The 22,660-nt window shown below is 68.1% G+C and carries 24 protein-coding genes; 10 read left to right on the forward strand and 14 right to left on the reverse strand.

The genetic code is table 11. The annotated features are described in order from the left end of the window. Window positions 1-38 precede the first annotated feature (38 nt). The 5 genes from rplT to FKQ52_RS01850 form a co-directional block, all read right to left on the reverse strand. Window positions 39-398, reverse strand: coding sequence for a 50S ribosomal protein L20 (rplT, locus tag FKQ52_RS01830; RefSeq protein WP_141625602.1), 360 nt, complete (start codon window positions 396-398; stop codon window positions 39-41). A gap of 106 nt (window positions 399-504) precedes the next feature. After that, a complete protein-coding gene (gene rpmI, locus FKQ52_RS01835) occupies window positions 505-702 on the reverse strand; it encodes a 50S ribosomal protein L35 (protein ID WP_003166435.1) in 198 nt (65 codons plus the stop codon). Between the two features lie 161 nt (window positions 703-863). Then, entirely contained in the window at window positions 864-2,831 is a 1,968-nt protein-coding gene (locus FKQ52_RS01840; protein ID WP_240811708.1) for a S9 family peptidase, read from the reverse strand. A gap of 140 nt (window positions 2,832-2,971) precedes the next feature. Further along, a complete protein-coding gene (gene infC, locus FKQ52_RS01845) occupies window positions 2,972-3,493 on the reverse strand; it encodes a translation initiation factor IF-3 (protein ID WP_141625603.1) in 522 nt (173 codons plus the stop codon). Between the two features lie 125 nt (window positions 3,494-3,618). Continuing rightward, window positions 3,619-4,584, reverse strand: a complete 966-nt coding sequence (locus FKQ52_RS01850) for a glycosyltransferase family 9 protein (RefSeq protein WP_141625604.1) — start codon at window positions 4,582-4,584, stop codon at window positions 3,619-3,621. A gap of 71 nt (window positions 4,585-4,655) precedes the next feature. Here FKQ52_RS01850 and FKQ52_RS01855 point away from each other — a divergent pair, with 71 nt between their 5' ends. Then, on the forward strand, window positions 4,656-5,414 hold the full coding sequence (locus FKQ52_RS01855; protein WP_141625605.1) for a carboxylesterase: 759 nt from the start codon (window positions 4,656-4,658) through the stop codon (window positions 5,412-5,414). A gap of 15 nt (window positions 5,415-5,429) precedes the next feature. Continuing rightward, complete coding sequence (locus tag FKQ52_RS01860) at window positions 5,430-5,660, forward strand: hypothetical protein (RefSeq protein WP_141625606.1); 231 nt, start codon at window positions 5,430-5,432, stop codon at window positions 5,658-5,660. Between the two features lie 18 nt (window positions 5,661-5,678). Here FKQ52_RS01860 and galU read toward each other — a convergent pair whose 3' ends face one another. Continuing rightward, window positions 5,679-6,557: a UTP--glucose-1-phosphate uridylyltransferase GalU gene (gene galU, locus FKQ52_RS01865; RefSeq protein WP_141625607.1), complete on the reverse strand. Its 879-nt coding sequence runs from the start codon at window positions 6,555-6,557 to the stop codon at window positions 5,679-5,681. A gap of 55 nt (window positions 6,558-6,612) precedes the next feature. Further along, a complete protein-coding gene (glmS, locus tag FKQ52_RS01870) occupies window positions 6,613-8,427 on the reverse strand; it encodes a glutamine--fructose-6-phosphate transaminase (isomerizing) (protein WP_141625608.1) in 1,815 nt (604 codons plus the stop codon). A 167-nt stretch (window positions 8,428-8,594) separates the two neighbouring features. Here glmS and glmM point away from each other — a divergent pair, with 167 nt between their 5' ends. Then, on the forward strand, window positions 8,595-9,944 hold the full coding sequence (gene glmM, locus FKQ52_RS01875) for a phosphoglucosamine mutase (protein WP_141625609.1): 1,350 nt from the start codon (window positions 8,595-8,597) through the stop codon (window positions 9,942-9,944). Here glmM and FKQ52_RS01880 read toward each other — a convergent pair. From FKQ52_RS01880 to FKQ52_RS01890, 3 genes are read right to left on the reverse strand one after another with little or no spacing between them, the layout of a single operon-like run. Continuing rightward, the gene (locus FKQ52_RS01880; protein ID WP_141625610.1) at window positions 9,941-10,663 is read right to left on the reverse strand and encodes a ribonuclease; all 723 of its coding nucleotides are present in this window, start codon (window positions 10,661-10,663) and stop codon (window positions 9,941-9,943) included. The genes glmM and FKQ52_RS01880 overlap by 4 nt on opposite strands. Beyond that, the gene (locus FKQ52_RS01885) at window positions 10,660-11,976 is read right to left on the reverse strand and encodes an FAD/NAD(P)-binding protein (RefSeq protein WP_141625611.1); all 1,317 of its coding nucleotides are present in this window, start codon (window positions 11,974-11,976) and stop codon (window positions 10,660-10,662) included. The genes FKQ52_RS01880 and FKQ52_RS01885 overlap by 4 nt, the downstream gene beginning before the upstream one ends. A 57-nt stretch (window positions 11,977-12,033) precedes the next feature. Continuing rightward, on the reverse strand, window positions 12,034-13,533 hold the full coding sequence (locus FKQ52_RS01890) for a phosphomannomutase/phosphoglucomutase (RefSeq protein ID WP_141625612.1): 1,500 nt from the start codon (window positions 13,531-13,533) through the stop codon (window positions 12,034-12,036). 183 nt (window positions 13,534-13,716) lie between these two features. Here FKQ52_RS01890 and gpmA point away from each other — a divergent pair, with 183 nt between their 5' ends. Genes gpmA through FKQ52_RS01905 form a run of 3 tightly spaced genes read left to right on the forward strand, consistent with a single transcriptional unit; the run spans window position 13,717 to window position 16,412 of the window. Beyond that, on the forward strand, window positions 13,717-14,436 hold the full coding sequence (gene gpmA / locus FKQ52_RS01895; protein ID WP_141625613.1) for a 2,3-diphosphoglycerate-dependent phosphoglycerate mutase: 720 nt from the start codon (window positions 13,717-13,719) through the stop codon (window positions 14,434-14,436). A gap of 3 nt (window positions 14,437-14,439) precedes the next feature. Beyond that, window positions 14,440-15,078, forward strand: a complete 639-nt coding sequence (gene ribD / locus FKQ52_RS01900; protein ID WP_141625614.1) for a bifunctional diaminohydroxyphosphoribosylaminopyrimidine deaminase/5-amino-6-(5-phosphoribosylamino)uracil reductase RibD — start codon at window positions 14,440-14,442, stop codon at window positions 15,076-15,078. Between the two features lie 59 nt (window positions 15,079-15,137). Next, window positions 15,138-16,412 carry a pentapeptide repeat-containing protein gene (locus tag FKQ52_RS01905; RefSeq protein WP_141625615.1) on the forward strand — a complete coding sequence of 425 codons (1,275 nt, stop codon included), beginning with the start codon at window positions 15,138-15,140 and terminating at the stop codon, window positions 16,410-16,412. Between the two features lie 111 nt (window positions 16,413-16,523). Here FKQ52_RS01905 and FKQ52_RS01910 read toward each other — a convergent pair whose 3' ends face one another. Further along, the gene (locus FKQ52_RS01910) at window positions 16,524-16,991 is read right to left on the reverse strand and encodes an Hsp20 family protein (RefSeq protein WP_141625616.1); all 468 of its coding nucleotides are present in this window, start codon (window positions 16,989-16,991) and stop codon (window positions 16,524-16,526) included. 262 nt (window positions 16,992-17,253) lie between these two features. On the opposite strand from FKQ52_RS01910, the gene FKQ52_RS01915 reads away from it, so the two are divergent. From FKQ52_RS01915 to FKQ52_RS01925, 3 genes are all read left to right on the forward strand, one after another. After that, window positions 17,254-18,081, forward strand: coding sequence for a class I SAM-dependent methyltransferase (locus FKQ52_RS01915; protein WP_141625617.1), 828 nt, complete (start codon window positions 17,254-17,256; stop codon window positions 18,079-18,081). Between the two features lie 96 nt (window positions 18,082-18,177). Next, on the forward strand, window positions 18,178-19,089 hold the full coding sequence (locus FKQ52_RS01920) for a class I SAM-dependent methyltransferase (protein WP_141625618.1): 912 nt from the start codon (window positions 18,178-18,180) through the stop codon (window positions 19,087-19,089). Then, complete coding sequence (locus FKQ52_RS01925) at window positions 19,086-20,162, forward strand: alpha/beta fold hydrolase (RefSeq protein ID WP_141625619.1); 1,077 nt, start codon at window positions 19,086-19,088, stop codon at window positions 20,160-20,162. The genes FKQ52_RS01920 and FKQ52_RS01925 overlap by 4 nt, the downstream gene beginning before the upstream one ends. 146 nt (window positions 20,163-20,308) lie before the next feature. Here the strand turns inward: FKQ52_RS01925 and hisN are convergent, their stop codons facing one another. Together hisN and FKQ52_RS01935 are read right to left on the reverse strand one after the other, a co-directional pair. Further along, entirely contained in the window at window positions 20,309-21,094 is a 786-nt protein-coding gene (hisN, locus tag FKQ52_RS01930) for a histidinol-phosphatase (RefSeq protein WP_141628188.1), read from the reverse strand. Between the two features lie 151 nt (window positions 21,095-21,245). Then, on the reverse strand, window positions 21,246-21,623 hold the full coding sequence (locus FKQ52_RS01935; RefSeq protein ID WP_141625620.1) for a helix-turn-helix domain-containing protein: 378 nt from the start codon (window positions 21,621-21,623) through the stop codon (window positions 21,246-21,248). A 182-nt stretch (window positions 21,624-21,805) separates the two neighbouring features. Here FKQ52_RS01935 and FKQ52_RS01940 point away from each other — a divergent pair, with 182 nt between their 5' ends. After that, window positions 21,806-22,048 carry a GlsB/YeaQ/YmgE family stress response membrane protein gene (locus FKQ52_RS01940; RefSeq protein ID WP_141625621.1) on the forward strand — a complete coding sequence of 81 codons (243 nt, stop codon included), beginning with the start codon at window positions 21,806-21,808 and terminating at the stop codon, window positions 22,046-22,048. Between the two features lie 66 nt (window positions 22,049-22,114). Here the strand turns inward: FKQ52_RS01940 and FKQ52_RS01945 are convergent, their stop codons facing one another. Next, window positions 22,115-22,657 carry a hypothetical protein gene (locus FKQ52_RS01945; protein WP_240811709.1) on the reverse strand — a complete coding sequence of 181 codons (543 nt, stop codon included), beginning with the start codon at window positions 22,655-22,657 and terminating at the stop codon, window positions 22,115-22,117. Window positions 22,658-22,660 lie beyond the last annotated feature (3 nt).

Genomic DNA, 22,660 nt, shown 5'->3' on the forward strand with positions numbered 1-22,660 from the left:
CGGAGCGGGCGTATTTTCAGTCAGCCGATCCGAAAGGCTCAGGCGGCCTTGAGGGCGTCACGGACCTTGTCGGCGATCGCCTTGAAGGCGGCTTCGTCGGCGGCCATGGCGGCCAGAACCTTGCGGTCCAGTTCGATGCCGGCTTCGCCGAGACCGTGGATGAACTGCGAGTAGGTGAAGCCTTCGATACGGGCCGCGGCGTTGATGCGCTGGATCCACAGGGCGCGGAAGTTGCGCTTCTTGGTGCGACGGTCGCGGTAGGCGTACTGGCCGGCGCGATCAACGGCGGCCTTGGCGGTGCGGATGGTGTTCTTGCGGCGGCCGTAGAAGCCCTTGGCCTGCTTCAGAACCTTCTTGTGCTTGGCGTGGGACGTAACGCCCCGGGTAACGCGAGCCATGATGTTTTCTCTTTTCGGAAGTCCCTGTCGCGCGGCCCGCGGGGCCTTGCTGCGTCAGGGATCAGTTCAAATTCGTGCGGTGGAAGTTCAGGTCTGCCGGTGCGCCTTAGGCGTACGGCATGTAGGACTTGATCTTCTTGGCGTCGGCGTCGGCCATGACCGAAGTGCCGCGGTTCTGGCGGATGTACTTCGAGTTGTGGCTGATCAGGCGGTGGCGCTTACCGGCGACGCCGGCCTTGACCTTGCCCGTGGCGGTGAATTTGAAGCGCTTCTTGGCGCCCGATTTCGTCTTCAGCTTCGGCATTTTCACTCTCTCTTTTGAGTGGGCTACCGCTCTTCGAGCTACTTGAGCCCGAGGGGTGATCGCCCTGATTAAGAACCGCCCAGGCATGCCTGTTCGCCCGGCGGTTCGGTACGCGAAGGCGCGGCTTCTAGGCGAAGTGAGCCTTCAAGGCAAGCTGAGTCTCAATTCGCCGGATTGTACGCCTGAAGGAAGCGGACCGTTTCGGCCAGCATCCGTTGGCGGGTTTCGGCGCGCGAGAGCCAGTGGTCCTCGCCCTGAAGCTCGATGAACTCATGCGACTTGCCCGCGCGTTGCAGGGCCTCGGCCATCAGCCGGCTCTGTTCGATCGGCACGACCGTGTCGTCCTTGCCGTGGATCAGGAGGATGGGCGCGTCCGCCTGATCGGCCAGTCGGGCCGGGGACAGGGCGTCGATGGCGCGGTCGCCCAGTCGCGAGGCGCCCATGAAGCGGTTCCAGTAACGGACCGTCTCGTTGTTGGGGCGAGCGGCGTCGCGAGCTTCGCTCTCCACCATACGGCGCAGGTCCGAAACACCGGCCACCGAGACGGCGCAGCGATAGACGCCCCGATCCAGGGTCGGCCCGGCCATGGCGGCATAGCCCCCGTAGCTGGCGCCCACGATGCAGACGCGGGCCGGATCGATGATCCCTTGACCGGCCAGATAGCGGACGCCGTCCGACAGGTCGGTCTGCATCTTGCGGCCCCACTCGCCGTAGCCGGCTTCAAGGAAGGCGCGGCCATAGCCGGTCGAACCCCGGAAATTGGCTTGCAGGACCGCATAGCCGCGCGAAGCCATGGCCTGGGCCCACCAGTCGAAGCCCATCACGTCGTGCGACGCCGGGCCGCCGTGCGCCAGAACCACAAGCGGCAGACCTCGCGGGCTGTCCGCGCCGGGCGGCAGTGTCAGGTAGCCATGGATTTTCAGTCCGTCGGCTGCGTCATACGCGATCGGCGTCACCTTGCCGACCAGATCGCCTGTGATCGACGGATAGGCCTGTCCGACGACATTCATCGTCCGGCGCTCCAGATCGAACAGATGATAGGAGCCGGAATCGCCCGGGCCGGAGGTGTAGGCCAGCACCGTCTGCATATCGTCGCTCCAGTCGGACAGATCCGGCGCCCGGCCATCAAGGGCATCGGAAACCGTGGTCCATGTCGCGGTCGCCACCGGGTCCAGGAAACGATACTGCGTTCCGTCGTCCGTCGCGCGGGCGCTGCCGAACAGGGCTTCGGTGACCGGGTGATAGAGCGGATACACGCGACCACCGAGCGGCATCGGGGTCCAGGTTCCGGCGGCGTTGACCTCAAAGACGACCGCACCGTTTTCGTCGGTGGCGTTCTGGCTGTCCTCGCGGCGGGCGGAGACCAGGACCGATTGGCCGTCGCGCCCCAGTCCCATAATGTAGGGCGGGTCCAGCGGGGCGACGGTCGACCAGACCTCATCGAAGCTCCGTCCGTTCCAGAAGCCGAGGCCCCACCGGCCGGAGGCCTGAACATAGGTTGAACTGGCGACGGGCTGGGCTTGCGCGTCCAGAACGAGGCCCCGGATGTCGTCGCTCAGCCGGACCGCCTCGCGACCACGGCCGGTGGCGGGGTCCAGCCGGTACAGGCTGGTGCGATCCGCACCGAAGCTGAAGGCGCGAACGAAGGCGACCTCGCCCTCGGGCAGGCGGCGGACCTCAACCGCTCCGGCCAGCAAGGGGGTGACGCCGGAGGCGTTGTGCAACACCGACGCCAGTCGCCGCCGCTCGATGTCATAGATCTGGCCGAGTCGCAGTTCGCCGCGACGACCGCCCAGCTCGCTCAGGGACTGGGTGCTGGTCGTGGTGATCATCAGATTGTTCTCGCCGATCCACGTCAGGTCGCGAACCTTGGCCAGACCGACCTCGATGCGGCCGAGTATCTGGCCTGCGTGAGGGTCCAGAACGACCAGCACGCGGTCGTCACCGGCGACGGTGACCAGCGCCAGTCGGTCGCCGCTGGGCGAGATGCGCGCATGTTCGACCGCGGGCAGGGCGCCATAGGCGTTCAGGGGTGGGGGTGTCTGCGCCGGCGTCTGGGCGCGGGCGGCTGCGGAGAACGCGAGCATGAGCGCGGCGGCCACCGCCACCGGAAAACGAACTGATGACACCGAAATCCCCCGGAGCGCCTCACGCGCCATGCGGATTGCTAACCGCTGACGCGCGGATCAGGCAAGATGGTCGGGGTCTCGAAAAGCAAACGCCCCGGCGCGAGCCGGGGCGTTTCGTGTTCAGGATCGGATCGACCGACTCAGCGTGGAGCCAGGATCATGATCATCTGGCGGCCTTCCATACGCGGGGCGTATTCGACCTTGGCCACTTCCTCGAAGTCGGCCTGCACCTTGTTGAGCAACTTCATGCCCAGCTCCGGGTGCGCCATTTCACGACCCCGGAAGCGCAGGGTGACTTTCACCTTGTCGCCCTCGTCGAAGAAGCGGTGCATGGCCTTGGCCTTCACCTCATAGTCGTGGGTGTCGATGTTCGGACGGAGTTTGATCTCCTTGAGCTCGACGACCTTCTGGCGCTTGCGCGCCTCCGCCTTCTTCTTCTGCTCCTGGAAGCGATGCTTGCCGTAATCCAGGATCTTGCAGACCGGGGCGTCGGCGTTGGCGACGATCTGGACCAGATCCAGACCCGCCTCCTCGGCGGCCTCCAGCGCGGCCGACAGCGGCATCACGCCCTGCTTTTCGCCGTTCTGGTCAATAAGCAGAACGCGGGTGGCGCGGATTTCCTGGTTGATGGGCGGCCCGTCTTTCACGGGCGGCGTTTGCATCGGACGGCGAATGGGCGTCGTTTCCTTATGTGGTCGAAGAGTTCGATATTCTGACGAGACGAAGCGCGCGACAAATCGCGGCGTTCCCCTCGGGTGGGCCTATATGAGCCCCAAACCCCTTATTTTCAAGGCGTGACGGGTTTCGCCGACGCGATGAAGTCGGCGTGTAGCGCCAGAACCGCAGCGTAGACGTGATCCACCGTCAGGTCTTCGATAGGGGCGAACTGACCTCGGGTCTCGTTCGACGCAACAGTGCGGGTTTTGGGGCCCCACGGACCGTACAGCCACCACTCCGTCGGCCCGAAGAGGCCCAGCGTGGGCCCGCCCAGCGCCGCCGAGACGTGCATCAGCCCGGAATCGTTGCCAACGAACAGGTCGGCGCGGTCGATGGCGGCGGCGGACGCCAGAATGTCGCCCTTGCCGACGAAGTCGATGCCGCGCTCGCCCGCCGCTTCCAGGGCCGGGGTGGCGGGCGGGCGGTCGCCGGGCCCGCCGACCGGCATGAAACGCCAGCCGTCGAACCGCGCATCGGCTTTCAGCTTCTCCACCAGCGCGCCCCAGCGGTCGGCGGGCCAGCTCTTGCCGGGCTGGTGGGCGATCGGCGCCAGGGCGATGATCGGGCCGGAGCCTGCGCCGCCCGCCAGGTGCGGATCGATGACGGCGGCGGCCTCGGCGCGGGCCTTGTCATCCAGCCAGATTTCCGGGTCCAGCGGCGTCTGTGAGCCCATCAGGCGCGACACCATCTCGACCTTGCGCAGGCCGGTCTCCCACGAGCGGTTGTAGATCACGCGCCGCTTCGCCGGGATCAGGTAGGACAGGGCCGAGCCGCGAATGTCGATGACCATGTCCCAGCGGGTTCCGACCACCTGCTTCCACAGATCGATCCAGTGTCCGGCCATCTTTTTCTTGTCGAGGATGATGGTGCGTTCGACGCCGGGCGCCTGGCGGAAGAAGGGCGCCGGCGGACGGCCGCAGGCGACAGTGATCTTCGCGCCCGGCAGTTGGCGTCCGATCTCCCGGATCACGCCCGAGGAAATCACGCAGTCGCCGATCCGGTTGGAGGTGACGAACAGAACCTTGGGGTCTGACACGCTTTTGGGCCTTCGCTTGAGTGGTCGGGGTTCGCTATCAGTCCCGGAACGATTTCGCGAGAGGAACCGCCATGGATGATCTGGAACGCCTGGCCCGCCCCGACGGCGAGACCCTGGCCCTGAAGCGGGTGACCGGGACCGGCCCGACGGTGATCTGGATCGGCGGCTTCCGCTCGGACATGGAGGGAACCAAGGCGCTGGCGCTGGACGCCGCCGCGCGCGAGCGGGGCTGGAACTATGTCCGCTACGACCATTTCGCCCACGGCGTGTCGTCCGGCGATTGGCGCAAGGCCACGATCGGCCGTTGGCGGGAGGACGCCGTCGCCCTGATCGACAACCTTGAGGGGCCGGTCATCCCGGTCGGCTCGTCCATGGGCGGCTGGGTGGCCCTGCTGGCGGCTCTCGCCCGGTCCGAACGGGTGGCGGGGCTGGTGCTGGTCAATCCGGCGCAGGACTTCACCGAGCGGCTGATGTGGCCCGGACTGGCCGACCACATCCGTCAGGCCATTATTCGCGACGGGGAGGCTCTGATCACCGAGGAAGGGCTGGGCGAGTACGTCCTGACCCGCCACATGTTCGAGGAAGCCCGAAGCTGGCTGCTGCTGGACGGCGTCATCGACATCACCGCGCCGGTCCATGTTCTTCAGGGGCGGAAGGACGATGTCGTTCCGTGGCGTCATCAGATCGAGCTCACCGAACGTCTTCAGGGCGGCGATATCACGCTGGACCTGATCGCAGAGGGAGATCATCGTCTGTCCTCGCCCGCCGATCTTGATCGTCTGGTCGAGGCGGTCGAGCGGAACCGGAGTCAGGCCCCGACATTGTCCTGACAGCAGGAGAACACCATGCGTAAGCTGATCGCCTTCACTCCCGTCGTCCTCGGTCTGGCCCTGACGGCCTGCGCGACCGCGCCGGGCGCGGATCGCTACAATACCGAGTTGCAGCAACTCGCGGACAGCTGCCGGGAGCGCGGCGGCATCCTGTCCCCGACCGGCCAGCAGTCCGGGCGCCCGCAGCAGGACAACATCTGCGAAATCCGCGGCGGCACGGTCCGCGCGCCCAGCCCCTCGCACTGAGCCCGGCGCGCCCGTCTCCTAAAGCAGCGCGGCGATAGCCGCGCGCGCCGCCTCGCCGAGGTCGGCGCGCTTCAGCGCCAGCGCCACGTTGGCGCGCAGCAGGCCGATCTTGTCGCCGCAATCGTGGGTGACGCCCGCGTACTCGACCGCCGTGAACGACTGGTCGGTCATCAGCCTCGCCATGCCGTCGGTCAGCTGGATCTCGCCGCCCGCGCCGCGTTCCTGCGTCTCCAGAATGTTGAAAATTTCCGGCTGCAGGATGTAGCGACCTGAGATCGACAGGTTTGACGGAGCCGTTCCCATGGCGGGCTTCTCGACCATGCCGCGCATGTGGATGCGGTTTCCGTCGCGGCCATCCGGATCGACGATGCCGTACTTGTGGGTCTCGCTCTCCGGCACCTGTTCCACGCCAATGACGTTGCCGCCGACCTCGGCATAGACGTCGGCCAGTTGCTTCAGCGCGCCGGGCTGACCGTCGACGATCACGTCCGGCAGGATCACCGCGAACGGCTCGTCGCCGATGATGTCACGGGCGCACCAGACCGCGTGGCCGAGGCCCTTGGGCTGCATCTGGCGGGTGAAGCTCATCTCGCCGGCGCTGGCCAGTTCGGCGTTCATCATCGCCAGAATCTCGGTCTTGCCCTTGGCGGCCAGCTGGGCTTCGAGCTCGATCTGGTGATCGAAATAGTCCTCGATGGCGCCCTTCGAACGCCCGGTGACGAAGACGATGTGCTCGATGCCCGCCTCGCGGGCTTCCTCGACGATATAGCTCAGGATCGGCCGGTCGACGACATTCAGCAGTTCCTTGGGCGTGGTCTTGGTGCCGGGCAGGACGCGGGTGCCGAGGCCCGCGACGGGCAGCACGGCCTTGCGCAGGCGGCGAGAATGGGCGGTCATGAACAGTCCTGAACAGAAGGGTCGGGGACCCTAACGCATTTCATCAAAGAAGCGATCATTCGACCGTGACGGACTTCGCCAGATTGCGCGGCTGGTCCACGTCGGTGCCCTTCTGGACGGCGGTGTAATAGGCCAGCAGCTGCACCGGGATGGCGTAGATCAGCGGCGCGATCAGCGAATGGCACTCCGGCGCGTCCACCCGGCGGATGCCGGCGCCGTGCGGATCGGGGGCCGTCTTCGGCGCGATCATGATGACCGGGCCGCCCCGCGCCGCGACCTCCTGAAGGTTGGAGGCCGTCTTCTCGAACACCTCGTCCAGCGGGGCCAGGGCCACGATAGGGGTCTTCTCGTCCACCAGCGCGATCGGCCCGTGCTTCAGCTCGCCGGCGGCATAGCCCTCGGCGTGGATGTAGCTGATCTCCTTCAGCTTCAGCGCGCCTTCCATGGCCAGCGGGAACATCGAGCCGCGACCGAGGAACAGCACGTCCGTCGCCTTCGACAGGTCCAGCGCGACCTCCTTCAGGGCCGCTTCCATGCCCATGGATTCGGCGATCAGGCGCGGAGCCTCGAACAGGGCCTTGACCAGTTCGGCCTCGGTCGCCGGGTCGATGCGGCCGCGCTGTACGCCCGCCGAGACGGCCAGAGCCAGCAGGGCGGCGACCTGGGCGGTGAAGGCCTTGGTCGAGGCGACGCCGATTTCCGGTCCGGCGTGGGTCGGCCACAGGGTCGCGGCCTCGCGCGCCATCGAGGAGGAGTGGACGTTGACCAGAGCCGCCGTCTTCAGCCCCTGCGCCTTGCACCAGGTCAGGCTTGCCAGAGTGTCGGCGGTCTCGCCCGACTGGCTGACGGCGACCGCCAGCGTGCCCTTGGTCAGGGCCGGGTGACGATAGCGGAACTCCGAGGCGATCTCGACGTCGCAGGGCAGGCCCGCCAGCTTCTCGAACGCGTAGCGGCCGATCTGGCCGGCGTAGAAGGCGGTGCCGCAGGCGACGATCTGGATACGATCCACGGCGGCGAAGTCGATCTCGTCGACCTTGGCCTTGCCGTTCACGAAGTCGAGGTAGTGGCTGAGGGTGTGCTGGACGCTGTCCGGCTGCTCATGGATTTCCTTCTCCATGAAGTGCCGGTATTCGCCCTTCTCGACCAGCGCGGACGAGGCCGAGACCTGCACGATGGCGCGATCCACCGCCTTGCCCGAGGCGTCGAACATGCGTGCGCCGTTCCGGTCGATGGCGACGAAATCGCCTTCCTCCAGATAGCTGATCTTGGTGGTGAAGGGGCCGACCGCCAGCGCGTCCGAGCCGAGATACATCTCGCCCTCGCCCCAGCCGACGACCAGCGGGCTGCCGCGACGGGCGCCCAGGATCAGGCCGTCCTCGCCCTCGATCAGCACCGCCAGCGCATAGGCGCCGGTCAGGCGATCCAGCACGGTCTTGAAGGCGACCAGCGGGTCGTTGGTCTTGGCCAGCTCGCTGTCCAGCAGGTGGGCGACCACCTCGGTGTCGGTCTGGCTTTCGAAGGCGTGCCCTTCGGAGACCAGCTCGGCCTTCAGCTCGGCGAAATTCTCGATGATGCCGTTGTGCACCAGCGTCACCCGGCCCGCCTTGTGCGGGTGGGCGTTGGCCGTCGTCGGCGCGCCGTGGGTCGCCCAGCGGGTGTGGCCGATGCCGATGGTCGCGGTCAGGGGCTCGGCGGCCAGCACGGCCTCCAGCTCCCGGATCTTGCCCTTGGCCCGGCGGCGCTCGATCTTGCCGTCGACCAGCGCGGCCACCCCGGCGGAGTCATAGCCGCGGTATTCCAGCCGCTTCAGGCTGTCGATCAGACGGGGAACCGCCGGACCGGTTCCGGTCACGCCAATGATGCCGCACATGGGAGAAGTCCTCAGCTCAATCAGGAGTCCGCGCTTTGCACCTCGGCGCGGGAGGGTCTAAGCCGACCCTTGTCTGTCAGCGCCGATGTAGGCGACGACAACGTGGATTTGCACCTGAAAAGCGGTTTCGCAAGGTTACGGCGTATCGCAAGCACGGAAGACTGGACTTGGCTGAACGACGCTACTTCGGCACCGACGGCATTCGCGGACGCGCCAACACCCACCCCATGACGCCCGAAGTGGCCCTGCGCGTAGGCCTCGCGGCGGGACGGATGTTCATGTCGTCCGATGACCGGCGCCATCTGGTGGTGATCGGCAAGGACACCCGCCTGTCGGGCTATATGATCGAGCCGGCGCTGGTGGCGGGCTTCTCTGCGGCGGGCATGGACGTGCGCACCTTCGGCCCCCTGCCGACGCCGGGCGTGGCCATGATGACCCGTTCGATGCGCGCCGATATCGGCGTGATGATCTCGGCCTCGCACAACGCCTACCTCGACAACGGCATCAAGCTGTTCGGCCCGGACGGTTACAAGCTGTCGGATCAGGTCGAGCTGAAGATCGAATCGATGATGGACGAGGATCTCGGCGCCGGTCTGGCCGACGCCGACCGGATCGGCCGGGTGAAGCGGATCGACGACAGCCAGGCCCGCTACGTCGAGATCGCCAAGGCCAGCTTCCCCAAGGGGCTCAGCCTGCAAGGGCTGCGTATCGCCGTCGATTGCGCCAACGGCGCCGGATACAAGGTCGCGCCGACCACCCTGTATGAACTGGGCGCCGAGGTCATCGCCGTGGGCGTCGAGCCCAACGGCCTGAACATCAACGAGAACTGCGGCTCCACCTATCCGCAAACCCTTGTCGAGGCGGTCAAGGCGCACGGCGCCGACATCGGCATCGCTCTGGACGGCGACGCCGACCGCGTCATCATCTGCGACGAGAAGGGCCAGATCGTCGACGGCGACCAGATCATGGCGCTGGTCGCGCTGGACTGGGCCCGTCGCGGCCTGCTGACCGGCGGCGGACTGGTCGCCACCGTCATGTCCAATCTCGGGCTCGAGCGCGCGCTGAACGCCGAGGGCCTGACGCTGGAACGCACCAAGGTCGGCGATCGCTACGTCATGGAGCGGATGCGCGAGGGCGGCTTCAACGTGGGCGGTGAACAGTCGGGCCACATCATCCTGCACGACCACGCCACCACCGGCGACGGCCTGATGTCGGCGCTTCAGGTGCTGGCCGTTCTGGTCGAGAGCGGCCGCCCGATGAGCGAACTGGCCCGCCAGTTCGACCCGGTCCCGCAACTGCTGGAGAACGTCCGCTTCACCGGCGGCAAGCCGCTCGAAGACGCCACGGTCAAAGCCGCCATCGCCGACGCAGAGGCCCGCCTGAACGGTCAGGGCCGACTGTTGGTCCGCCCGTCCGGCACCGAAAAACTGATCCGCGTCATGGCCGAGGGCGATGACGAGACGCTGGTGAAGGCGGTGGTCGCTGATGTCTCGGCGGCGGTGAAGGCGGCGGGTTAAGGCCGCACCGGTTCCACCGTCAGCACGGTGGCGTCCGGCGCGCCCACCTCGCCGCCGGGGCAGGAACGCGGGTTGAAGGACAGGTCGTTGCAGATGCGCACCTCACGCAGCCGCACCCGGTCCGTGGTGGCGATGTAGACGCTGTCGCGCGGCAGGCCCGGGTTGGCGGCGGCGAAGGCGTCGCGCAGCTGGCCAGCGGTCATTCCTTCGCGCGGCATGGGGCGCGCCAGGCTGTCATACATCTGCGCCGACTGGGCGAAGTAGGCTTCCGGCGTGTCCCAGCCGCAGGTGCCGTGCGCGGCCCACTCATGCTGGACCAGATCGACCGACGGCGTCCGGCACAGTTCGGCGCGTATGGTGGCGTCGGACACCCGCGTCGCCGCCCGGCAGTAGCGCGGATAGGGCCGCCCATCCGAGTTCGGCCACAGGCCGTGCAGGGTCCAGCCGAACCTATTGGGCCCGGAACAGGCCATATCCCCCTGACCGTCCCCGCCGTTGCGGCAGGTCTCGGGCATCCAGGTCACCGCCAGCATGTGGAACAGGATCGGCCGGTCGGCGACCACATCCTCCGGCTTCACCGCCTCCATGTGCGGCGCGGGCAGGCGGGTCGGCAGGATGCAGCTCTCGACCGCCATGGGCGTCGCCGTCGGCGCGGTCATCACCGGGAGATCGCAACCCGGCAGGGCCAGCAGGGGCAGGAGGGCGATCAGGCGTTTCATACGGGCGTTTCCGTCAGCGTCTTCACCACAGCCTCGATCCGCTTGCGGATGTCGGGCACGGCGATGGTTTCCCAGAAGGCGGCGCGGGCGGGCGGGCCCAGCACCAGCAGGCGTGGGTCCGGCGTGCCGTCGGCGGCCAGCACCCGACCCTCCGCGTCAAGGTCCAGTCCCAGCCGAAGGGCGTCCAGCCGCGCCCGGCCCGAGGCCAGCAGCGGTCCGGTCAGCGCGTCCTTCGCCGGGTCATGCCCCGGTCCGGTGCAGTCGATCAGCCAACGCGCCGTCAGCGGGGGTTGCGCCGGGCCGCTCCGGGGCTTCCAGGTCAGGGTCACGCCCTCGGCGTCCTGCTCGATCTTCGACACGCGCCCGGCCGCGACGGTCAGGCAGCCCGCCGTCTCCAGCGCGGTCAGGGCGGCGGCGATGCTGTCGGCTATGCGATGGCGATGCACGTCCCACCAGGGACGCAGGTGGCGCACCAGTCGCGCGCGGGTCGCGGTGTCGGCGTCACGCCACAGGTCGGCGGTGATCGGGCGCAGGCCTTCCATCACCCCGCGCCAGGTCGTCTCCTTCGCCAGCCGCCGAGCCTCGTGCAGTCGCTTCGACGGCGCCGCACGCAGCAGTTCGTCCGTGGGCGGCACGGGCGTGTCAGGCCGGGCCTCGTGGCCGCGTGGCGTCAGGCCCCGGCGCGACAGGGTCTTCGCCCGGCCGCGCCAGCCGCGGGCCTCCAGCCACAGCACCATGTCCACCATGGTCAGGCCGGTTCCGACCACGATCACATCATCCGTCTCGCCGATCCGGTCCAGCGCGCCGGGCGCCCAGCCGTCGGAGATGACCCGGCTTCCGGCCTCATCGGCCGCCGTCTTCGGCGCCGGGTTACCGGTGGCCAGAACCACGGCGTCGCCCGCGATGACCTGGCCGTCAGCCAGTCTCACGGTGGTCCCTTCGACCGCCGCGGCTTCGCCGGTGATGCGGGTGATCAGGCCCGGATGGGCGGCGTCCACGGCCTTCAGCCGGTCCTGCACATAGAGGCCATACAGCCGCCGGGGCGCGAAGCTTTCGGGATCGGCGCGGTCCGGGTGGTTCGCCGCCAGCCAGTCGACGAAGTCGTCCGGACGCCCCTCCACCGCCGTCATCCGGTTGGCCCGCACGTTCAGCAGGTGGCCGTCGAACGGCGTGGAATAGGCGACGCCCAGCCCGAAGTCTCCGCCCCGGTCGATGACGGTCGAGGCGATCCCGCTCTCGGCCAGTCGCGCGGCCAGCATGGCGCCGGAGTAGCCTCCGCCCACGATCACGACATGCTGGATGTTCCCGGTCACGACGCCCCCTTTTGATCGGGTTCTGGACCGCGCCGGGAGGGGGGTCAAATCAGGAGATCAAATCTCCTGATTGTAGGCGCCGATCTCCTCGTACTTCGCCAGACGAGGCTTCACCTCGTCGCGGAACAGGGCGCGCATGTCGTCTTCCGACCGCATGCTCTCGACCACCACCACCAGTTCCGGCTTGTTGGACGATGCGCGGACCAGAACCCAGCTGCCGTCCTCAAGGTGCACGCGCACGCCGTTGACGGTGATGGCTTCCACGATCTTGCGGCCCAGGATTTCCCCGCCCGCATCGGCCAGCGCCTTGTACTCGGCCACGATCCGCTCGAGCACGCCGTACTTCAGCTCGTCGTCGCAGTGCGGCGACATGGTCAGGCTGGTCCAGGCGTCCGGCAGGGCCTGTTTCAGCTCCGACAGGCTCTTGCCCGGATTGCGGTCCAGCATGGCCAGAACGGCGCCCGCGGCCACGATGCCGTCGTCATAGCCGTGGCCCAGCGGGGCGTTGAAGAAGAAGTGGCCGGACTTCTCGAAGCCCGCCAGCGCGCCCAGCTCGGCCGTCTTGCGCTTGATGTAGCTGTGACCCGTCTTCCAGTAGACGGTCTCGGCCCCGTTGCCCTTCAGCACCTCATCGGTCTTGTAGAGGCCCGTCGACTTCACATCGACCACGAAGGTCGCGTTCGGATGCAGGGCCGACAGGTCGCGGCCCAGCATCAGGCCGATCTTGTCGGCGAAGATCTCCTCGCCGGTGTTGTCCACCACGCCGCAGCGGTCGCCGTCGCCGTCGAAGCCCAGCGCCAGATCGGCGCCGGTTTCCTTCACCCTGGCCGCCATCTGCACCAGCATGGCGTGATCTTCCGGGTTCGGATTGTATTTGGGGAAGGTGTAGTCGAGGTCCGTGTCCATCTCGATCACCTCGGCGCCCATCCGGCGCAGGGCTTCGGGGGCGAAGGCGCCGGCCGTGCCGTTGCCGCAGGCCGCCACCACCTTGATCGGACGGGTCAGCTTCACCTTCGAGACGATGTCGGCGATGTATTTCTCGCGGAAGCCGTCGATGCGGGTCAGGGTCCCGCCGGCGCGCGCCACGCCCTGATTTTCGAGCACGATCTCCTTCAGGCGGCCGATCTCGTCGGGGCCGAAGGTCAGCGGGGGATTGGCGCCCATCTTCACGCCGGTCCAGCCGTTCTCGTTGTGGCTGGCGGTGACCATGGCCACGCAGGGCGCACCCAGTTCGAACTGGGCGAAATAGGCCGTGGGCGACAGGGCCAGGCCGATGTCCAGCACCTCCATCCCGCCTTCCAGCAGGCCCAGGGTCAACGCCTGCTTCACCGACAGGGAATAGCTGCGGAAGTCGTGGCCCACGACGATCTTCGGCGTCTGGCCGATCTCGTGGATATAGGTGGCCAGACCCAGGCCCAGCGCCTGGATGCCCAGCAGGTTGATTTCCTTCTCCAGCACCCAGCGCGCGTCGTACTCGCGGAAGCCGGTCGCCTTCACCAGAGGGGTGATCTCGTACTCGGCGGTGTTGGGACGAAGGTCGGCGCGGGGCTTCAGCATGGAATGTCCTGTTTTGCCGGACCGATGCGGTCCCGGCGAAGGTGCGCCTTGATAGCCCCGGCGGCTCGGGCGCCGCAACAACGCGCGAACGTCGTGATGGGTGCGAACCATCGTGGACGGTCCAGAGCTTGACCCCTTTCAACCCCCGGCCTACCCCCGATGCACAGACTTTCGGAGACCCGCATGCCCCGCCTGATCCTGCTGCGCCATGGCCAGAGCCAGTGGAACCTCGAAAACCGCTTCACCGGCTGGGTCGATGTGGACCTGACCGCCGAGGGCGAGGCGCAGGCGCGTCGCGGCGGCGAACTGATCGCGGAAGCCGGTTTCAAGCCTGCCGTCATGTTCACCTCGGTCCTGCGTCGGGCCAAACGCACCGGCGCCCTGGCGCTGGACTCGGCGGGTCTGAGGGATGTTCCGGTAGTCGAGGACTGGCGTCTGAACGAGCGCCACTACGGCGGCCTGACCGGGCTGGACAAGGCCGAGACCGCCGCCAAACACGGCGAGGATCAGGTGAAGATCTGGCGCCGCAGCTATGACATTCCGCCGCCTCCGCTGGCGCCGGGCGGCGAATGGGACTTCACCACGGACCCGCGCTACGCCGGCAAGGCCATTCCGGACACCGAGAGCCTGAAGACCACGCTGGATCGCGTCCTGCCCTACTGGGACGCCGACATCGCCCCGCGCCTCAGGGCCGGCGAGGACGTGCTGATCGCCGCCCACGGCAATTCGCTGCGGGCTATCGTCAAGCACCTGTTCAACGCGCCCGACGATCAGATCGTCGGCGTCGAGATCCCGACCGGCAACCCGCTGGAGATCGATCTGGACGCGTCGCTGACCCCGACCGCCGCCCGCTATCTGGACGACAGCCGAGCCACCCCGCTGCCGCCGATCGCCGGAGCCTGAGCCATGACCACCGCTCAGCAGGCCTCCGACGACATCCGTTTCATGGGCCGGGCCATCGCGCTCGCCAGGGCGCGGATGGGCCAGACCTGGCCGAACCCGGCGGTCGGCTGCGTGATCGTCAAGGACGGCGAGGTCGTGTCCGAGGCCGCCACGGCCCCCGGCGGCCGCCCCCATGCCGAGGAACAGGCGGTCCCCGCGGCGGGCGAGAAGGCGAAGGGCGCGACCGCCTATGTGACCATGGAGCCCTGCGGAGCCCGCTCATCGGGCCGCACCTCCTGCTCGCACTTCCTGATGGACGCGGGCGTGACCCGCGTGGTCGTGGCCGCTGTCGATCCCTCGCCCTTCGCCTCGGGCCGGGGCGTCGAGCGGCTGACCAAGGCCGGGCTGGAGGTCGAAACCGGCCTGCTCTCGCAGGAGGCCGCCGTCCTGTACGAAGGCTATCTGCACCGGGTCGAGACCGGCCGCCCCATGGTTCGCATCAGCGAGACCGGCGAGGGCTTCGACGCCCGCTTCGCCGCCTCGTCGCGCGCGGACCTGTCGACCGAACTCAAGCGACTGGGCGAGGCCGGTTACACCCGTCTGTGGGTCGGCCCCGGCGAACTGGCCGAAGCCCTGCGCGAACAGGGCCTGCTGACCAGCTAGCTCACGACAGGGCATTAGAAACACACGTTTTTTTAAGTCGCCTGTGCCAATCCGGGGCAATGTCGGGAAGTAATGCCCAAACCCCGGCCGCCAGAAAGCGGCTGACGCAACAGGAACTGGACGCCATCTGCGTCCGGCACGACCGTCTGTGGCAGGCCAAGCCGGGGGGCGCCCGCGCGGTCTTCGCCTGGATGGACCTGACGGGCCTGTCTCTGGCCGGGCGCAATCTGGCCGACGCCGATTTCGCCGCCGCTTGCCTGATCGACTGCGACCTGACCGGCGCGCGGCTCGATAACGCGACCTTCTTCGGGGCCGACATGCAGGACGCCGTCTTCCGGGACGCCAGCATGCGACGGGCCGATCTGCGCGGCGCCTGCCTGCGCGGCGCGGACCTGACCGGCGCGGACCTGTTCGAGGCGGACCTGCGCGAAGGCACCATCGCCGCGGCGGACTCCCGGCTCGGCTTCCGGGTGGTCGAGGCCCGCTCCATTCGCGACACCACGGCCCAGGGGGCCTGTCTGGCGGGCGCAAATCTGGAGCGATCCAAGCTGACCGGCGTCATCGCTGTGGCCGCCGACTTTTCGGACGCGGTGATGAAGGACTGCAAACTGGTCCGCGCCAACCTGAAACAGGCCAGCTTCAAGGGCGCGAACCTCGCCGGCGCCGACCTGTCCGGCGCGGACCTGACGGGCGCCGACCTGCGTGACGCCGTACTGGTCGGGGTGAAATCCGCCATGTGGCGCACCGACGGCGCCGATATGGCCGGCGCCCTGACGGACAACCGGTCCGCCGGTGAGCCGGTGGGCAAGATGCCCGCCGCCGAGATGCTGTCCGAACATGCCCAGTGGTGCGAGACCGGCGGCGCCTCGGGCCAGCCGTCCGTCTTCGACGGCGTCGACCTGCGGGCGCTGAAGTCCATCCGCGGCTACAATCTGACGGCCCTGTCGGCCAAGGGCGCTGTTTTCTACGGCCTCGACATGGGCGGAGTGCAGCTTCAGGGCGCGCATCTGGAAGGCGCCGACCTGCGCTCGGTCAACCTGCGCGGCGCCGATCTGCGCGGCGCCCGTCTGGCCCGGTCCCGTCTCGACGGCTCGGACCTGCGCGAGGCCCAGCTCGGGCCCTTGATGATCGCCGCCGACCGCCTGATGCCCGCCGACCTGACCGGCGCCAGCCTCAAGGGCGCGGACCTCTCGGGCGCGGACATGAAGCGCGCCAACCTGACCGACGCCGCTCTGAATCGGGCGATCCTGCACGGCGCCAGCCTGCGCCAGGCCGAGCTTCGCGGCGCCGCCACCTTCGGCGCCAAGGGCCTGGACGCGGCGCTTCAGGCATAGAAAAGGGGCGACGCATCGCGCCGCCCCTCTCTTCTTTTGGCCTGGCGCCTGTCGGCTGCTTGAGGCCGGGTTCGGCCAACCTTCAGGGTTCGGCTTCTGGTCTGACGACGCTTACGCCGCCTTGGTCTTCTTGTCTTCGATCAGCTTCGAACCGCCGCCGATCTCGATACGGCGGGGCTTCAGCGCTTCCGGCAGTTCACGGGCCAGCTCGATGGACAGCAGGCCGTTCGCCAGGTCGGCGGTCTTCACGACCACATAATCGGCCAACTGGAACCGGCGCTCGAAATCGCGCTCGGCCAGACCGCGGTGCAGGAAGTTGCGCTCGGCGCCCGCATCGTCATTGGCGGTCTTGCGACCGGTCACGGTGAGCAGGTTCTCCTTCACCTCGATGTTCAGCTCGTCAGGCGTGAAGCCAGCGACGGCGATCTCGATGCGATAGGCGTTCTCGCCGGTGGTCTCGATGTTGTAGGGCGGCCAACCGTTCTCCTGGCTGGTGCGCGCGGCGCTTTCCAGCAGACTGGCCAGACGGTCGAAGCCGACGGCCGAACGGTAGAGCGGCGAGAAATCATAGGTACGCATGTGTCATCCTCCTGAGGATCAGCAAGGTTGTCGGTCCTGCGGTTTGTTGCCCGGACCGAGGATGGGAGTTCGGCTCGTGCGGCCCGTGATCGGCCCCGCGCGCTCCGGAGGCCCCGACATCGGCGGCCTCGGAAAGTCAGATGGGAAGCCGCGTTTCGACGTCAAGAGCGCGTGATCGTGTCGCGCAGGACGTGATGCATCTTGCCCCTGCCGCCCTCCGCCGTCAGGGTCGCGCCTCCTTCAAATGAAGCGGGGCTCCCCGATGCGACTTACCCTTCTGGCCGCGACCAGCGCTTTCCTTGTCCCGACCGCCGCCATGGCCCAGGCGCTGCCGACGCTCCCGTCTCTGGATGAAAGCCCGTCCCAACGTTCGGCCCGCCGCGCCGCCATGCTTCCGCCCGAACTTCAGGAAGACGCCGCCCTGCAGGCCGCCGTCGCGTCCCCGACCCGTCCCGAGGCCGATCGCGCCCGTGACGCCGCCCGCCATCCCTTCGAGACCCTGACGTTCTGGGGCCTGCGTCCCGGCCTGACGGTGGTGGAGATCGAGCCGGGCCGCGCCGGATGGTGGCGAAACATCCTCGAGCCCTATGCGGCAGCGACCGGTGGCCGCTATGTCGGGGTCAATCGCCCGCTGGAGGGCATGGGGGTCGAGGACGGATCGGCGGACATGATCGTGGTCGCCCGCGCCCTGCATAACTGGCACCGCGCCGGTCGCACCGCGCCCTATATGGCGGCCTTCTTCAAGGCGCTGAAGCCGGGCGGCGTTCTGGCCATCGAGCAGCATCGCGGCGCCGAAGGCCTGAACGCCGACCAGACCGCCCCGACCGGCTATGTCTCCGAAAGCTATGTGATCCACGCCGCCCAGGCCGCGGGCTTCGTGCTGGAGGGGCGAAGCGAACTGAACGCCAATCCGGCCGATGACCACAATCACCCCTTCGGCGTCTGGACCCTGCCGCCGACGCGGGTGAGCGCGCCGCGTGAGGGCAACGCCAATGATCGCCCCACGCCCCTGACGGAGGAGGAGCGCGCTCGCTTCGACGCGATCGGCGAGAGCGACCGCATGACCCTGCGATTCCGCAAGCCGGAGTAAGCAGGTGCCGCTTCCGATCCCGGTTTTGACCCTGCGCGGGAACAAGGTTAAGCCCTCCGCTCCGGTGGCGGTCCGACCGCTCCGCGGGGGCCGTGCATGACGAAGATCACCGAGGGTTTGCGACCGTTGCTGTCTCGCCGGGGCGTATTGTCCGGCGTTGCGGCCTCGGCCCTCGTCGGTCTGGCCGCCTGCGGGAAGAAGGAACAGACCGCCGAGCCGCCGGAAACCCCCAACGGTCCGCCCAAGGGCTCGCTGGAGTGGGCCGTGGCCGGTCCCTGGCGCGCCCAGGACCGCTGGCGTGACGGCGCCCGCCATCCGATGGAGACCCTGCGTTTCTTCGGCCTTCAGCCGCGCATGACCGTGGTCGATTTCTGGCCCGGCAGTGGCTGGTACACAGAGATTCTGGCCCCCTATCTCGCCGAGGGCGCCGGTCACTATATCGCCGCCGGCTATCAGACCGGACCGGGCGCGGATCCGGCGCAGGTCCAGCTCATGGGCGCCTTCCAGCAGCGGTTCGCCAACGACCGCAAACTGTATGGCGAGATCGAGCTGACCAGCTTCGGCCCGACCTCCGGACCGGTGGCCCCCGCCGGAACCGCCGATCTGGTTCTGTTCATGCGCAGCATCCATGCCTGGATGGCCGCGGGCATCGCCGAAAAGGCCTTCGCCGACGCCTGGGCGGCCCTGCGTCCCGGCGGCATTCTGGGTGTCGAGCAACACCGTCTCGGTCCCGAGGAGGACCAGGACCCGGTCGCCGCGAACGGATACGTGCAGGAAGCGTTCGTCAGACAACTGGCCGCCGAAGCGGGCTTCGCCTTCGTCGCTGCGTCGGAAATCAACGCGAATGAAAGGGATACCAAGGATCATCCCTTTGGAGTGGACACCTTGCCGCCGCTGCGCCTGACCGCGGCGCGTGGTTCTCCGCCGGACCCGAGCTTTGATCGAACGAAGTATGAAGAGATCGGGGAAAGCGACCGCATGACCTTGAAATTCAGGAAGCCTGAGTGAACCGAGCCGCCGCCTATGCCGCCAATGCGCCCCTGATGGGCGTTCCGGGCGCTTCCTCGCCTCCCGGCGGCGAGGGAGAGTGGTTCCGCGGCGCGGGCGGTCTGCGTCTGCGCGCCGCCTTCTGGACGCCCTCGGCTCTGGTGGCCCGCAAGCCGCGCGGCACCGTGGTGCTCAGCCCCGGCCGCACCGAGCCGATCGAGAAGTATTTTGAGGTCATCGGCAACTTCCTGGCGCGGGGTTGGTGCGTTCTGGCCCATGACTGGCGGGGGCAGGGTCTGTCGGCCCGCCTGCTGCCGGACCGGCTGAAAGGGCACGCCCGCGCGGTCGAGGAATTCCTGGACGACTACGCCCGCCTGCTCGACGCTTTCGAGGCCCGCGCGCCCAAGCCGTGGGTCATGGTCGGCCATTCGATGGGCGGCGCCCTGAACCTCATGACGCTCGAGAACGGCGAAAGCCGCTTCTCCGGCGCGATCCTGTCCAGCCCGATGCTGCGCATCCGGACCGGCAAACGGTCGATGTGGTCGGTCAAGCTGGCGGTGCGCTGGAACCTGCGTCACGGCAAGGCGGGCGACTATGTCCTTGACGACGCCGACGATCCCTTCGACCACACCTTCGAGAAGGACGCCCTGACGTCCGACGAGACCCGCTACGAGCAGTGGCGGCAGCAACTGTACGCCTGCCCGCATCTGGCGGTCGGCGGTCCGACCTGGGGCTGGCTCGCTTTCGGGCTGGACGTCGGCGAACGCGCGCTGAAGCCCAAGGCTCTGAAGGCCGTCCGCATCCCTGTCGCCGTGGTCCAGTCGGGCGAGGATGATCGCGTCTGGAAGCAGACCAACAAGTGGGCGGCCCGCCGTCTGGGTCGTGGTCGCTACGTCGAGGTTCCCGGCGCCAAGCATGAAGTCATCATGGAGACCGACGACAAGCGCGCGGTCTTCCTCGAGGAATTCGACGCCATGGCCGCCTATGTCTCGCCGGTCGAGGATCTCAGCCCGACCGCGGCGGCCGAACCCGCCGCCGCTGAACCGGCCGCTGACGTGGGCTTCCCACAGGGCACGGAACCTTCGGCGGCCTGAGCCCGGCTAGTGATTGGTGGTTAGTGATTCGTGGGTGGCCGTTGGTCGGCCTGCGTCAGGGCGACAACCGCCTGTCGCGGCATCGAACCACTAATCACTAACCACCAATCACTAGCCGGGCGCCGCCCCCACCGACGGCCCTCGGCCTAAACCGCTGCCCGCTTCAGAGTCACCAGCGCCTGTTCGATCAGGCGTTCGTCGCCCACGGCCAGCACCTGTCCGGCGTCATCGGGCGCGCCGCCGCGCCAGTTGACCACCTTGCCGCCGGCCGCCTCGATGACGGGCACGAGGGCGGACCAGTCCCAGGGTTTCAGGCTGGTCTCGGCGACCAGATCCATCTTTCCGGCCGCCACCATCGCATAGGCGTAGGCGTCGCAGCCCAGCCGGGCCAGTCGCGCCGCCGCCCGCACCTGCGTCCAGGCGCCCAGTTCGGCGCCGTTGAAGATGTTCGGATCGGTGGTCGAGATCGTCGCCTCGGTCAGCTTTTCGCAGGACCGCGTCTTCAGCGGGGTCTCCTGACCGCCGCGTATCAGGCGCGCGCCGGATGGTCCGCCCAGAAAGATCTCGTCCAGACAGGGCTGGGCGATCACGCCCACGCTCGGTCTCCCCTGCACCCGCAGGGCGATCAGCGTCGTCCACAGGGGCAGGCCCGAGATGAACGCTCTTGTTCCATCAATAGGGTCCAGCACCCAGACGAACTCGGCGTCCGGCCGGTCCTCGCCGTATTCCTCGCCGATCACGCCGTGGTCGGGATAGCGTTCGGCGATCAGCTTGCGGATCGCGGCCTCGGCCTGTTTGTCGGCCTCGGTGACCGGGTCGAAGCCCGCCTTGCCGCCCTTGTCCTCATGCCCGATGTCCGAACGGAAGAAGGGCAGGGTGACGGTCGCCGCCGCGTTCGCCAGCTCAACGATGAAGCGCTCATGTTCGGTCATGACAGGCGGGATACTCACGCCCCGCCGTCATGTCACCCTCCGACGCCGTGCAATGCGCGGATGGGCCGCCGATCAGACACGCGGTGCAACGCGCGTCCGGAAACCCTCGCCCTCACAGCACGCGACCGTGTCGCGTGCGCTAGGGCAAGCATCAGGCGGGCGAGCCGTCCGTGTGCAGCGACTTGGCCAGATCCAGCAGGCGTCGGCGCGGCTTCTCGTCGAGCTGATAGTAGGCCTGGATCAGGTCGAGCGTTTCCTTGCGGGAAAACATCTCGCCGCCCTGGCTGGCGGCCTCGCGGCGCTCGATGGCCTCTTCCAGCCCGTCGTAGAAATAGCTCACCGGCGATTCCAGCGCTTCGGCCAGCTGCCACAGGCGGGCGGCCGAGATGCGGTTGGCGCCGCATTCGTACTTCTGGATCTGCTGGAAGCGGATGCCGACCTGGATGGCCAGCTGCTGCTGGGTCAGGCCCAGCAGGCGACGGCGGCGACGCAGCCGACGTCCGAGGTGAAGATCGATGTCCGAAGCCATGGCCCGGGTCCCTTGATGGATCGCCTGTCCCGAAGCGGGACGGCTCGCCCTTCACGCGGCAAGGGACATGCCGCGCTCGCCTCCCGGGGGATTACGGAAAATCGCGGTTCTGCCCAGTGGAGGCAACCCGACCTCGACCGAGGCGTTTCCGGCCCGAGCGTTGCTTTTTGGAGAAGGCTGAAATGACCATCATCTTCTGGATTATCGTCGGCATCATCGCGGGCTGGCTGGCCGAACAGATCATGGGCCGCAACCACGGCCTGCTCACCAATCTGATCGTGGGTATCCTGGGCGCCATCCTCGGCGGTTTCATCGCCAACGCCCTGGGCTTCTCGTGGGGCGGCTGGATCGGTTCGACCCTCGTCGCCACCCTGGGCGCCATCCTGCTGCTGTTCCTGCTGGGACTGTTCAAGCGAAAGGCCTGATGATCAGTCGGGCCTGAAAAAAGGGCGGCTCCGCGAGGAGCCGCCCTTTCTGTTGCGTCATGTCGATCAGACGCCGGGAGGGCTCTGGCCTTCGCCCGGCGCGGGCTCCGGCGATGGCGTGGGTTCGCCCGCTGTCCGGGGTTCCGGCGCGGTGGTCGGAGGCGAGGCTTCCGGCGGCGAGGTCGGTTCCGAAGGGGCCGGCGTCGGAGCAGGCTCCGGCATGGGCTCTGGCGCCGGGGGCGCGGACGGCTCGGGCGCGGCGGCGATCGCGGGCGCGGCGGAGAACTGACTCGCCGTCCAGCCGACCTTCACGCCGTTGGCCTGCGGCTCAAGACCGCCGGACGTCGGAACGCCGCGAAGCACGCCGTCGGAACCGCGGACAGTAAGCTCCTGTCCGGAAGGCCCGTTGCGGACGCCTTCAAGAACGCCGAGGGGCAAGCCGTCCGAGCCGACCACGGGCGACCCGGGCTGAAGCTCAAGCGAGCGGGGCTGGGCAGAGGCGGGAGGGGCGGACGGGTCTTGTTGCGGCGCCGTGCCGTCCTGGGCGATCGCCGGAGCGGTCATGAGGAACAGGCCGGCGACGCCGGTGAGGAGCGCGGTCTTTCGCATGAT

Source organism: Brevundimonas sp. M20 (genome assembly GCF_006547065.1).
GTDB lineage: Bacteria > Pseudomonadota > Alphaproteobacteria > Caulobacterales > Caulobacteraceae > Brevundimonas.